The following is a 12,193-nucleotide window of genomic DNA, read 5'->3' on the forward strand; positions in this document are numbered from 1 at the left end:
GTCCGGCGCCTCGGCGTAGTGTCGCCGGTTCCGTGGCGGTCCCCGCCAGCAAGTAAGGTATGTCTGTGACTTCTTCTGACAGCAATCTGCGGCTCTTCACGTCCGAATCCGTGACTGAGGGCCATCCGGATAAGATCTGCGACCAGATTTCCGACGCCATCCTCGACGCCCTGCTGCGCGTGGATCCCGAATCCAGGGTGGCCGTGGAAACGCTGACCACGACCGGCCTGGTGCATGTGGCCGGCGAGGTCACCACCCAGGGCTACGTGGAAATTCCGCAGATTGTCAGGGAGACCATCCTTGAGATCGGTTACAACTCCTCGGACAAGGGCTTCGATGGGGCGCGCTGCGGCGTCTCCGTCTCCATCGGCCAGCAGTCGCCGGAGATCGCCTCGGGTGTCTTCAACTCTTACGAGGTCCGAGAGGGCACCGGGCATGACGAGCGGGACGCCCAGGGCGCCGGCGACCAGGGCATCATGTTCGGCTATGCCAGCGACGAGACCGAAGTGCTGATGCCCGCCCCGATCTGGCTGGCGCACCGGCTGTCCGAGCGGTTGACCGAGGTGCGCAAGGACGGGACCCTGCCGTACCTGCGCCCGGACGGCAAGACTCAGGTGACTGTCGGCTACGACGGCGACAAGCCCATCTCCGTGAACTCCGTGGTCATCTCCAGCCAGCACGAGGCAGGCGTGGACCTTGGCCACCTGCGTGCCGATCTGGCCTCGCACGTGATCGAGCCCGTGCTCGCGGCCAGTTCGCTGGACTCCACAGACGTTCGCTACATCTTGAACCCCGGCGGCGATTTTGTGATCGGCGGACCGGTGGGCGACGCCGGACTGACCGGACGCAAGATCATTGTGGACACCTACGGCGGCATGGCCCGCCACGGCGGCGGCGCGTTCTCGGGCAAGGATCCGTCGAAGGTTGACCGCTCGGCGGCCTACGCCATGCGCTGGGTAGCCAAGAACGTGGTGGCCGCCGGCCTGGCGCGCCGGGCAGAGATCCAGATCGCCTATGCCATTGGCATGGCACGCCCGGTGGGCATCTACGTGGAGACCTTCGGCACCGAGACGGTGGACCCGGCGCGGATTGGCCAGGCCATCAACGAGGTGTTCGACCTGCGTCCGCTGGGCATCATCAGCGACCTGCAGCTCAAGCGGCCCATCTACAAGCAGACCGCAGCGCACGGCCACTTCGGCCGCGAAATTCCGGACTTCACCTGGGAGCGGACCGACCGCGCCGACGCGCTGCGCAGCTACTTCAACGCCTGAGCCCGATGGGCTCTGATCCGCACCAGCTGAGCCTGCTGCAGGGCTTCGGCGCGCCGAAGAAGGCTCCCGGCACGTCGCCGGCAGCAGCCAACAACCCGGTGGCACAGGTGCTGATCGAAACGTCGCTGCCGCATCTCGACCGCATCTTCGATTACCTGGTGCCCGAAATTCTCGACGCCGAGGCCGTTCCCGGCGCCCGGGTCAAGGCCCGTTTCGGCGGCCAGGAGATGAGCGGCTTCATCACCCGCAGGACCTCCGACGCGCCGGAAGGCGTCAAGCTGGCACCCCTGGCCAAGGTGGTGTCCGCGCAGCCCGTGCTGACCGACGAGCTGCTCCAGTTGGCGACCGCCGTGGCGGAGCGCTACGCCGGAAACGTCAGCGACGTGCTGCGCGCCGCCATCCCGGCCCGCGTCGCGAAAGTGGACAAGGAGTTCGCCGTCCGGGAAGCGGAGTCCGCGGCTGAAGATGCGCCGCCAGCTGACGGTGCAACAGCCTCAGCGAATTCGGATCCGGACGCCTCCACCCTTCATGCCGCCCAGCCGCAGCCTGCCGACGGCGCCGGACCCCAACCGCAGCCTGTCGAAGACACGCGGCTGACCGAGCCGTCACCGGGCGCCGCCGAGGCCTATGCCGGTTACGAAGGCGCCGGGGATTTCCTGGCCCAGTTGGCCGCGGGTGCCGCGCCGCGGGCGGTCTTGGCCAGCCACAAGTCCTTCGGCCCGGCTTCCTGGGCCGCCCAAGTAGCCCACGCCGTCGCCAGCGTCCGGCAGAGCGGGCGCGGCGCCGTCGTCGTGGTTCCCGACGCGAAGGACCTGGCCAGTCTGGAAGCAGAGCTGCAGCAGGTGCTGGGCGCGGACAAGTACGTCCGGCTGACCGCCGAGGACGGTCCCACACCGCGCTACCGGAACTACCTGCGGCTGCTGCACGGCGAGGTTTCCGTGGCGGTCGGCACGCGATCGGCGGCCTATGCGCCGGTGCGGGATCTTGGTCTGGTTGCCCTATGGGACGACGGCGATGACCTCCTCCTCGAGCAGAGGTCGCCTTATCAGCACGCCCGCGAAGTGCTGCTGCTGCGGACGGCGCAGAGCGGCTGCGCGGCGCTGTTCGCCGGTGTGTCGCGGAGCGGCGAGGCTGAGAGGCTGGTCGAGAGTGGCTGGGCGGCGGCGCTCACGCCCTCGCGGCCCTTCCTGCGGCAGGCGACGCCACGCATCCTCAACACCGCGGACTCGTTCCAACAGGAACGCGACCCGATGCTGCGGCACGCGCGGTTGCCGCACGCCGCGTGGCGGGCGGCCCAGGAGGGGCTGGAACGCGGCCCCGTGCTGGTGCAGGTGGCGCGGACCGGTTTCTCGCCGGCGCTGTCCTGCCAAGACTGCCGGACGCCGGCCAGATGCACCGACTGTAATGGTCCATTGGCGCAATCGGGCCGCACCGCCACTCCTGCCTGCCGTTGGTGTGGTCGGCTCGCCACCAATTACACCTGCCCCGAATGCGGGTCGCACCGGCTCCGCGCCTCGGTGGCGGGTGCACTGCGGACAGCCGAGGAACTCGGGCGCGCCTTCCCCGGCGCCACAGTGGTGTCCTCGTCGGGGGACCACATCAAGTCCGTGGTGGAGTCGAAGAAGGCTCTGGTGGTTGCCACCCCGGGGGCCGAGCCGGTGGCGCCCGAAGGCTACGCTGCGGCCCTCCTGCTGGACGGCAACGCCATGCTCAGCAGAGAGTCATTGCGGACGCCGGAAGACGTGCTGCGCCGATGGTTTCGTGCTGCCTCCTTGGTGAAACCTTCTTCCGAGGGTGGGCTGGTGGTGGTCACCGCCGACCTGGAGACTGTGGTGGCCCCGTTGGTCCGCTGGGACCCCGCGGGCGCGGCGGCCAGGGAAATGCAGCTGCGGCGCGAGCTCCAGTTGCCACCGGCGGTTCGGATTGCCGCTCTGACTGGAAAGGCGTCCGGGATTGAAGCCTTCATGGCCGACTTTGAACTCGGCGGCAGCCTGCGCAGCGTCGGCCCGGTTGAGCTGCCGTCGCGTGAGAGTCAGGCGCGTGAGCCTCAAGCACGTGGTCCCCAGGCGCATGGTTCCCAGCTGCGGCCGGGGGAGACCAGCGAGCACCGCCTGCTGCTGTTCTTCAGCTACCAGGACGGGCCGGCAGTGACTGCGGCGCTGCGCCACCGCAAGGCGGCACTGGCCGCCAAACGGGTACCCGATCCGGTGCAGGTGCGCTGCGACGGTGTCGACTTGCTCTGAGGATGCAGAGCGTTGTTCCGGATTCCGACGACCCTCCTCTCGAAACTACGAACTATTTTAAACCCATTGTGCTCGAACTCACATTCCAGTAAAATAACAGAATGGCATCTGCACCACTCGAACCCGATGAACCGGACACCTCCGGCCGAGCCGGTATGCCATTCGAGCCACAGGTGCCGGACATCTCCGGCCAGGGGAAGGCGCCGTTAGAGCCTCAGATGGCAGACGCCTTCAAGCGGTCGCTAGCTGATCTGTCGCAGACTGAACCTGGCAGCGGCGCTGTATGCCGTGCGCCAATGGTGGGGCAGGGGCGCCGTTTTGGTGTGGTTCAGGAATTTGATGGCGACGGGATACCGGTTGATCCGGATCCGGGCTGGGTGTCGGGTCGGTGGGATGATTCTCCCGAAGCGGAGGCCTACTGGGCGGAACTGGAGGCGTCCTTAGACGTCTCGCTGGCCGACCGGTGCGTGGACCCGCTGAACGGGTTGCTGCCGAGGGAGTTCTTCGACGACGAATCCTGTGTCCGGCCCGCTGGCGCGGATCTGCCTGAACAGACCGGCTTCAGCGATTCGGCTGGTTCGCCTGTTTCGGCTGGCGGTGCCGGTCTTCCCTCCGGGGCGGCGGCCGACGCCGGCACGGGCGGAACGGGTGCCGGGTTGCGGTTGTCCGGCCGGGAGTTGCTGGACGAAGTGGCCCGGCAGGAGCCTGCCCTCATGGTTTACGAGGAAGCCGCGTGCGCGCTGGTCCAGACCGGGCGGGTGCTGGCGTGGCTGGAAGCGCACAAGTTCAGCCTGCTCAACACCCTCTACCAGCAGGCGCTGGACGGGCAGGAAGATGCCTGGGCCACCCCGTACGAACCGGAAGGGCGCCGTCCGAACGGCCACGACGCCGAGTCCTCGGTGGTGGACGAAGCCGCCTGCGCGCTGCGGCTGGCGCGGAGGACGGCCCAAGAGAAGCTCGCGCTGGCCCTCAAGCTGCACGGCACCTTCCGGAACACGCTGGCCGCGCTGTCTGCCGGTGACACCAGCGCCGGGATCGCCGAAGCTTTGGTCGACCAGGCCGGTTCGCTGCCCGAAGACGCCCGCGCCGGGTTCGAAGCCGTGATGCTGCCGGCCGCGACCGAAGACGCGATGACACGGTGCAAGTTCGCCGCGCGCGCCAGGACCCGGCGCGAAAGGGAACACCGGGAAACGATCTCCGTCCGCCACGCCAACGCACGCCGAAACCGGCGGATCGAACTGCACCCGGACGAGGACGGCATGGCCTGGCTGAACGCGTACTTGCCGGCTGAGGAAGCGGTCGCGGCGTTCAATCGGATCCAGTCCACAGCCGTTGCGTTGCAGGGCGCTGAGGAGTCACGCACGCTCACCCAGTTGCGGGCGGATGTTCTCGCCGACCTGCTGCTGACCGGCATGTCACCGGGACCGCGGATGGGCAGGCCGGAACCGAGGATCGCCTCGCATGCCGGCATCACCGTACCGGTGCTGACGCTGCTAGGGCTTGGTGAGGAGCCAGCCGAGCTTGAGGGGCATGGTCCCATCGCACCAGAGGTGGCCCGCCGGTTGGTAGGCGACGCAACGTCCTTCACTCGGATCCTGACCGATCCGATCAAGGGTGCGGTCCTCGCACTCGACCGCAAACAGTACCGGCCCACGAAGGCACAGCGCCGTTTCCTGCGCACTCGGGATCGGACCTGCCGGGCCCCTGGCTGCAACCGGGCCGCCGAACACTGCGAAATCGATCATGTCCACGCCTACTCAAAGGGCGGGAAGACTGATGTCGACTGCATGTGTTGCTTCTGCAAGGTTCACCATGCGCTGAAGACAGCTGGCTACGCGAAGGTGGGCCAGCCGGTCCCGGGCACCATCGACTGGACCACCGCGGCGGGGATAACGTACTCCACCACGGCTGAACCGTTGGCGGTCACACCGCCGGGGGAGCTCGCCGATATCCTCGAACGCCGTGAAATCAGCGAGCTCAACACCAAGCTCAAGGTTGCGTGGGGCAAGCACCAAGCCGCGCACCCGCCCACACCGCATGTCACCCACAACGGAATCGCCACGGACCTCACACCGCCACCGTTCTGAGCGTCCAAATCTGAGCGTGCGAACGTTGGGCTCGCGACGGCGAAAAACCGGTAGTGGACGGATATGCCGCCTGGCGGGCCACCCGTAGCCTGATACCGCAAGCTGAGTCACAGGTCCGGCCGGGCCAAACTGCGGATCAGAAGACCGGGCCAATGGCTCTACCGCTCCCGGCGGCGGCGCTCCATGACTTCCTCGGCGGCAGCCACCAGTTGCTTGGCCGATTCGTCCCAGTCGTAGGCGGCGGCTCGCGAGATGCTGGCTTCGGAGGCGGCGCGGAATGCGCCGGGTTGGTCCAATGCTGCCACGGCATGGGCGAAGTCGGCCGCTTGGTCCGGATCGACCAGCGTGACCGCGCCGCCGCCTACCTCGCGGAAGATGGGGATGTCACTGGCGATCACCGGGGTGCCGGCAGCCATGGCCTCGATCAGCGGCAGGCCGAAGCCTTCGTCGCGGGAGAGGGTGACCAACGCGGTGGTGCGCTGTAGCAGTTGCTGATAGCCGGCGTCGGAAATTCCGTTGTGGAAGACCAACCGGCGCGAATCCACTGCACGGGACTCCAGTTCAGCCTGCCGCTCCGGGCGGATAGGGCTGAGCAGGTGGAGCTGATAGTCCGGCAGCAAAGCCATGCCGTCGATGATGGTTTCCACGTTCTTGTATGGCATGAACGAGCCCATGTAGAGCAGGGTCTTGTCGCGGCCGCCGGCGGGATCCCGCGGCGCGCCGTGCGGCTGCGCGGCGTTGGAGACAATCCGGATGGGTTTGCGGGTGAGCCGGTGCCGCTCCATCAGCGACTGAGTCGTGTGGCTGATCGTAGCCACGGTGTCGGCACGGTTCAGCAGCAGGCGCTGCGGCCAATAGGCCTTGTGGTAGAGCCGCCAGAGCAACTGCACCGGCTTGGGCAGGAATCCGGGAGGCTTGGGATGCGAGTAGTAGATCAGGTCGTGCAGGGTCAGGATGAGCCCATAGTCGCGGCCGAAGCTGCCCATAGTTTGCATGGGACAGACCACGACGTCGGCGCCCAACTTGTTCACGCGGCGTGCCACAAAGAGCTCGGCGGGGGAGAGCGGACTGTTGATCTTGGTCCACGGCACTTCCGGCAAAAACTGCAGCTGGCGCTCGTCGTTGATCAGCATGCCCACGTCGGCCAGCCGGGCGGTGGCTTCGATCAGGCTCGCGCCGTAGCGGCTGATGCCGTCCAGTTGGTCGGTGCGGGTGAACCGGGCGTCGATCAGGAGTTTCATGCACTCATTCCGTCGATGAAGTCCCGGATGTACGCGGCGGCCGGGGCCGGGGTTTCGTAGTGGATCAAATGCCCGACGGCGGGAATCACTTCCAGCCGGGCGCCCGGGATCGCTGCGGCGAGCTTGCGCTGGCTGGGCACGGAGCCGATGTCGTCGCGTTCCCCGGCTATCAGGAGCACCGGGAGGTCCAGCCGTCCGGCCACCTGGGCGACGTCGGCGGAGATGGATGCCCGGAACGCTTCCAGGACCACACTTCGGTTCGCGAAGGCGCTGAAGTAGGCATCGTGCTGGGCGTGGATGTAGGTGCGCAGCTGTGGGTCCCGGGTCTTGGCCATCATGATGCTCATCGCGCGGACAATCACCCGGTTGCGCAACAGCCCAAAGCCCAGCCGTTCGGGCAGTTTGGCGCCGGCCCAATAGTAAAAGCCGGCGAGCCGAGAGGCGATCGCTTTGGGCCCCTGCAGTGCGGGTTCGCTGATCGGGTTGACCAGGATGACGGCCCGAAAGCTGTCTGGGTGCGCCGCCAGATAGTGGCTGACCACGATTGACCCGAAGGAGTGTCCCAGGATGTAGGTCTGCGGGCCCAGTTCCAGCGCGACGGCCAGGCTGTGCAGGAACCGGGTGTAGCCCTCGACGTCGTGGCTGCCGGAGGCCAGCGGTTCGGATTCGCCGAAGCCGGGCAGATCAGGGGCGATCACGCGGTATCCGGGCAGTTGGTCAACCACCAGTTCCAGCCCATGGTGGTCGCCGCGGAAGCCGTGGATCATCAGGAGGGTGGGCGCACCGTCGTCGTGGCCGGGGTACTCCCAATAACGCACGCGGGCTCCGTCGAGCAGCATCTCGCGCCGGAGTGCGCGTCCAGCCACGGTGGTCACGACCGGCGTCCTGCAGATTCCATGCCTTCGACTTTACCGATACGACGGCGCGGCAATGCGCAGCCCGGCTTCGTCGGCGCGTGGGAACGGCAGGAGCGCGCGCGGCAATGCGCAGCCCGGCTTCGTCGGCGCGTGGGAACGGCAGGAGCGCGCGCGGCAATGCGCAGCCCGGCTTCGTCGGCGCGTGGAACGGCGCAGCGTGCGCGGCGATGCGCAATTGACGCTGCCGTGCGCCGCCGGTTAGGTTCAACAGCAGCCGGGCACAGTTGCCCGGACAAACCGTGGAGGGGCTTAGATGGCGGGTTACGTGCTGGCGATCGACCAGGGCACCACCTCCACGCGCGCGATCATTTTCGACCACAGCGGAACGCCGGTCTCCACCGGACAGCGGGAACACCGGCAGATTTTCCCGCAGCCGGGCTGGGTGGAACACGACCCGCTGGAGATCTGGGACAACACCCGCGAAGTGGTGGGCTCGGCGCTGTCCCGGGCCAGCCTGACCCGGCACGATATCGCCGCCGTCGGCATCACCAATCAGCGCGAAACCACGGTGGTGTGGGAGAAGAGCACGGGCAAGCCGGTGTACAACGCCATTGTCTGGCAGGACGTGCGCACGCAGCAGATCTGCGATGAACTTGCGGCCGACGGCGGGGCCGACCGCTTCCGCGAGCAGACCGGCCTGCCGCTGGCGCCCTACTTCGCCGGCACCAAACTGGCGTGGATCCTGCGTCATGTCGACGGCGCCCGCGAGCGGGCCGAGGCGGGCGAGTTGCTGTTCGGTACAACGGACAGCTGGGTGCTGTGGAACCTGACCGGCGGGCCGGACGGCGGCACGCACGCCACCGACGTCACCAACGCTTCCCGCACCCTGTTCATGGACCTGCGCACGCTGCAGTGGGACGAGGAAATCCTGGACGTCTTCGGCATCCCGAAGGCGATGCTGCCGCAGATCCGCTCGTCCTCCGAGGTGTATGCGGACGTGCACGGATCGCAGTTGCTGCGCCATGTTCCGGTGGCGGGCATCCTCGGCGATCAGCAGGCCGCCACGTTCGGGCAGGCCGCGTTCAAGCCCGGCGAGGCGAAGAACACGTACGGCACCGGGTGCTTCGTGCTGGTCAACACGGGCGGGGAAATTGTTAGGTCCTCGCACGGACTGCTGACCAGCGTCGGGTACCAGCTGGGAACATCCGCGCCGCAATATGTACTGGAGGGGTCCATCGCCGTCGCCGGCTCCCTGATCCAGTGGTTGCGGGACAACCTCGGCATGGTTTCCTCCGCGCAGGAGGCCGAGCAGTTGGCGGGCACCGTGAAAGATACCGGCGGCTGCTACTTTGTGCCCGCGTTCTCCGGACTTTTCGCGCCCTACTGGCGGCAGGATGCCCGCGGCGCACTGGTGGGCTTGACCCGGTTTGTCACCAAGGCGCACATAGCCCGCGCGGCGCTGGAAGCCACGGCGTTCCAGACCCGGGAGGTGCTGGATGCCATCAACGCCGATGCCGCGGTGCCGCTGACAGCTCTTAAGGTCGACGGCGGGATGGTCGCCAATGACGCCCTGATGCAGTTCCAGGCGGACATCCTTGGTGTGCCGGTGATGCGGCCGCGGGTCACCGAGACCACGGCCCTGGGCGCGGCCTATGCCGCGGGCCTCGCCGTCGGGTTCTGGGAAGGCACGGAACAGCTGGCCGGGAACTGGGCGCAGGACAAGGTGTGGGAGCCACAGATGCCCGTGGAGGAGCGGGAGCGCAGGCTGCGTTTGTGGAAGAAGGCGGTCACCCGGACCTTCGACTGGATCGACGACGATGTGCGGTGAACGTACGGTAAAGTGGTGCCATGTTCGCACTGCTCCTTAGCTAGCCGCTGCCGCGGGGTCCCAAACCCTGCTTCAGCGGCCCGCCCCTCCGATGATGAGGGGCTTTTGTGTGTCTAGGGGAGTCAGGCCAGTGCGCAGTACAGACAAGAGGACGAGGCAAGCACAGTGAGTACGCAGCCGGGTACGGAACAGCACGAGTACAGTTTCTCCGCCATGGAGGCCAAATGGCCGGCCGTGTGGGAGGACCTTGATGTCTTCGCACCCGCCGACGACGGGTCGCGCGAGCGCCGCTACATGCTGGACATGTTCCCGTACCCCTCGGGCGACCTGCACATGGGCCATGCCGAGGCCTTCGCCATGGGCGATGTGGTGGCCCGCTACTGGCGGCTAAAGGGCTACGACGTCCTGCACCCGATCGGCTGGGACTCCTTCGGCCTGCCGGCCGAGAACGCCGCGATCAAGCGCAATGCCCACCCCAGCGAGTGGACCTACGCCAACATCGATACCCAGGCGGCCTCCTTCAAGCGCTACGCGATCAGCGCCGACTGGTCCCGCCGGCTGCACACCTCGGATCCCGGGTACTACCGCTGGACCCAGTGGCTGTTCCTGCGGTTCTACGAGCGAGGCCTGGCCTACCGCAAGAATTCACCGGTCAACTGGTGCCCGAAGGACCTGACCGTGCTGGCCAACGAACAGGTGGTCAACGGCGCGTGTGAGCGTTGCGGCACGCCGGTGACAAAAAAGAGCCTCAACCAGTGGTACTTCAAGATCACCGAGTATGCGGACCGCCTGCTGGACGACATGGACGAGCTCAAGGGCCATTGGCCGGAGCGCGTGCTGGCCATGCAGCGCAATTGGATCGGCCGTTCCGAAGGCGCGCACGTCCGGTTCACCGTCGAGGGAGCCGCCGGGCGCCCCGACAAGGACGTCACCGTCTTCACCACCCGGCCGGACACGCTGCACGGTGCCACCTTCTTCGTGGTGGCCGCCGATGCCCATCTGGCCCTGGATCTGGTCACGCCGGAGCAGCACGACGCGCTGATGGACTACCGCGAAAAGATCAAGGCGCTCTCCGACATCGAGCGCCAGTCCACCGAACGCGAGAAGACCGGCGTCTTTCTGGGCCGCTATGCGGTCAACCCGCTGAACGGTGAAAAGCTGCCGGTCTGGGCCGCGGACTACGTGCTGGCCGACTACGGCACCGGCGCCATCATGGCCGTCCCGGCGCACGACCAGCGCGACCTGGACTTCGCCAAGACCTTCGACCTGCCGGTGCGCGCCGTCGTCGATACCGCTGAAGAGGACCCGGCCGTGACCGGCGTCGCCACCAGCGGCGAAGGCAAGTTGATCAACTCCGGCGAGCTGGACGGGCTGTCCAAGACGGAAGCCATCGCCCGCGCCATCGAGCTGGTGGAGGCCGCCGGCACCGGAGAGAAGACCGTGAACTTCCGGCTGCGTGACTGGCTGCTGTCCCGCCAGCGGTTCTGGGGCGCGCCGATCCCGATCGTCCACTGCGATGAGTGCGGCGAGGTGCCCGTCCCCGACGAGCAGCTGCCGGTGCGGCTGCCCGACGACCTGCGCGGCGAGGCGCTCTCGCCCAAGGGTACGTCCCCGCTGGCCGCAGCCGCGGATTGGGTCAACACCGACTGCCCGAACTGCGGCAAGGCCGCGCGGCGCGATACCGACACCATGGACACGTTCGTGGATTCGTCCTGGTACTACCTGCGTTTCGCCTCACCTGACTACACCGAGGGCCCGTTCGAGAAGGAAGCGGCGGCGCGCTGGCTGCCGGTGGACCAGTACGTGGGCGGCGTGGAGCACGCCATCCTGCACCTGCTCTACAGCCGGTTCTTCACCAAGGTGCTCAAGGACATGGGCCTGATCGATTTCGACGAGCCGTTCCGGGCGCTGCTGAACCAGGGCCAGGTGCTCAACGGCGGCAAGGCGATGAGCAAGTCGCTGGGCAACGGCGTGGACCTGAGCGAGCAGCTGGACAAGTTCGGCGTGGACGCGGTCCGGCTGACCATGGTCTTCGCCTCGCCGCCCGAGGACGACGTGGACTGGGCCGACGTCTCGCCCTCCGGCTCGGCCAAGTTCCTGGCCCGGGCCTGGCGGCTGGGCCAGGACGTCGCCTCGGCTCCGGGCACGGAGTACGACGGCGGCGACCGCGCCCTGCGTGCGGTGACGCACCGTACGGTCGCCGACGCGGCGGACCTGCTGGACGCCGGCAAGTTCAACGTGGTCATCGCCAAGCTGATGGAGCTGGTCAATGCGACCCGCAAGGCCATTGACGCCGGCCCCGGCGCGGCCGATCCGGCGGTGCGCGAAGCCACCGAGGCGGTGGCCATCATCCTGAGCCTGTTCGCCCCCTACACCGCGGAGGACCTGTGGGCTCAGCTGGGCCACGAACCGTCGGTGGTCAAGGCTTCCTGGCCGACCGTGGACGCGTCGCTGCTGGTGCAGGACACGGTCACGGCAGTGGTGCAGGTTGCCGGCAAGGTGCGCGACCGGCTGGAGGTGGCGGCGGACGTCAGCGAGGACGAACTGGAGAAGCTCGCGCTGGCCTCGCCGCAGATCATCCGCACCCTCGAAGGCCGCGACGTGCGCAAGGTCATTGTGCGTGCACCGAAGCTGGTCAACATCGTTCCGGCCTGATCAGGCCGGCA

At 67.5% G+C, this 12,193-nt stretch carries 7 protein-coding genes; 5 read left to right on the forward strand and 2 right to left on the reverse strand.

Annotation, left to right across the window (positions count from 1 at the left end):
- Window positions 1-65 precede the first annotated feature (65 nt).
- The 3 genes from metK to ACWF5H_RS06005 all read left to right on the forward strand — a co-directional run bounded on the left by metK (window position 66) and on the right by ACWF5H_RS06005 (window position 5,601).
- The gene (gene metK / locus ACWF5H_RS05995; protein ID WP_452035565.1) at window positions 66-1,271 is read left to right on the forward strand and encodes a methionine adenosyltransferase; all 1,206 of its coding nucleotides are present in this window, start codon (window positions 66-68) and stop codon (window positions 1,269-1,271) included.
- Between the two features lie 5 nt (window positions 1,272-1,276).
- Window positions 1,277-3,514, forward strand: coding sequence for a primosomal protein N' (locus ACWF5H_RS06000; protein ID WP_452035567.1), 2,238 nt, complete (start codon window positions 1,277-1,279; stop codon window positions 3,512-3,514).
- Between the two features lie 323 nt (window positions 3,515-3,837).
- Window positions 3,838-5,601 carry a DUF222 domain-containing protein gene (locus tag ACWF5H_RS06005; RefSeq protein WP_452035569.1) on the forward strand — a complete coding sequence of 588 codons (1,764 nt, stop codon included), beginning with the start codon at window positions 3,838-3,840 and terminating at the stop codon, window positions 5,599-5,601.
- Window positions 5,602-5,759: 158 nt separating this feature from the next.
- Here ACWF5H_RS06005 and ACWF5H_RS06010 read toward each other — a convergent pair whose 3' ends face one another.
- Together ACWF5H_RS06010 and ACWF5H_RS06015 are read right to left on the reverse strand one after the other, a co-directional pair.
- Window positions 5,760-6,842, reverse strand: a complete 1,083-nt coding sequence (locus tag ACWF5H_RS06010) for a glycosyltransferase family 4 protein (protein WP_452035570.1) — start codon at window positions 6,840-6,842, stop codon at window positions 5,760-5,762.
- Entirely contained in the window at window positions 6,839-7,717 is an 879-nt protein-coding gene (locus ACWF5H_RS06015) for an alpha/beta fold hydrolase (protein ID WP_452035572.1), read from the reverse strand. Before ACWF5H_RS06015 ends, ACWF5H_RS06010 begins: the two co-directional genes overlap by 4 nt.
- A gap of 295 nt (window positions 7,718-8,012) precedes the next feature.
- Here ACWF5H_RS06015 and glpK point away from each other — a divergent pair, with 295 nt between their 5' ends.
- Together glpK and leuS are read left to right on the forward strand one after the other, a co-directional pair.
- The gene (gene glpK, locus ACWF5H_RS06020; RefSeq protein ID WP_452035573.1) at window positions 8,013-9,527 is read left to right on the forward strand and encodes a glycerol kinase GlpK; all 1,515 of its coding nucleotides are present in this window, start codon (window positions 8,013-8,015) and stop codon (window positions 9,525-9,527) included.
- A gap of 165 nt (window positions 9,528-9,692) precedes the next feature.
- Window positions 9,693-12,182 (forward strand): leucine--tRNA ligase, encoded by a 2,490-nt coding sequence (gene leuS / locus ACWF5H_RS06025; RefSeq protein ID WP_452035574.1) that lies wholly within the window; start codon window positions 9,693-9,695, stop codon window positions 12,180-12,182.
- Window positions 12,183-12,193 lie beyond the last annotated feature (11 nt).

This window comes from Arthrobacter sp. NPDC055138 (genome assembly GCF_053607305.1).

Bases quoted from the DNA above. Each gene is read 5' to 3' on its own strand.
- ACWF5H_RS06000 (WP_452035567.1), top strand. From the start codon at position 1,277: ATGGGCTCTGATCCGCACCAGCTGAGCCTGCTGCAGGGCTTCGGCGCG.
- ACWF5H_RS06010 (WP_452035570.1), bottom strand. From the start codon at position 6,842: ATGAAACTCCTGATCGACGCCCGGTTCACCCGCACCGACCAACTGGAC.
- glpK (WP_452035573.1), top strand. From the start codon at position 8,013: ATGGCGGGTTACGTGCTGGCGATCGACCAGGGCACCACCTCCACGCGC.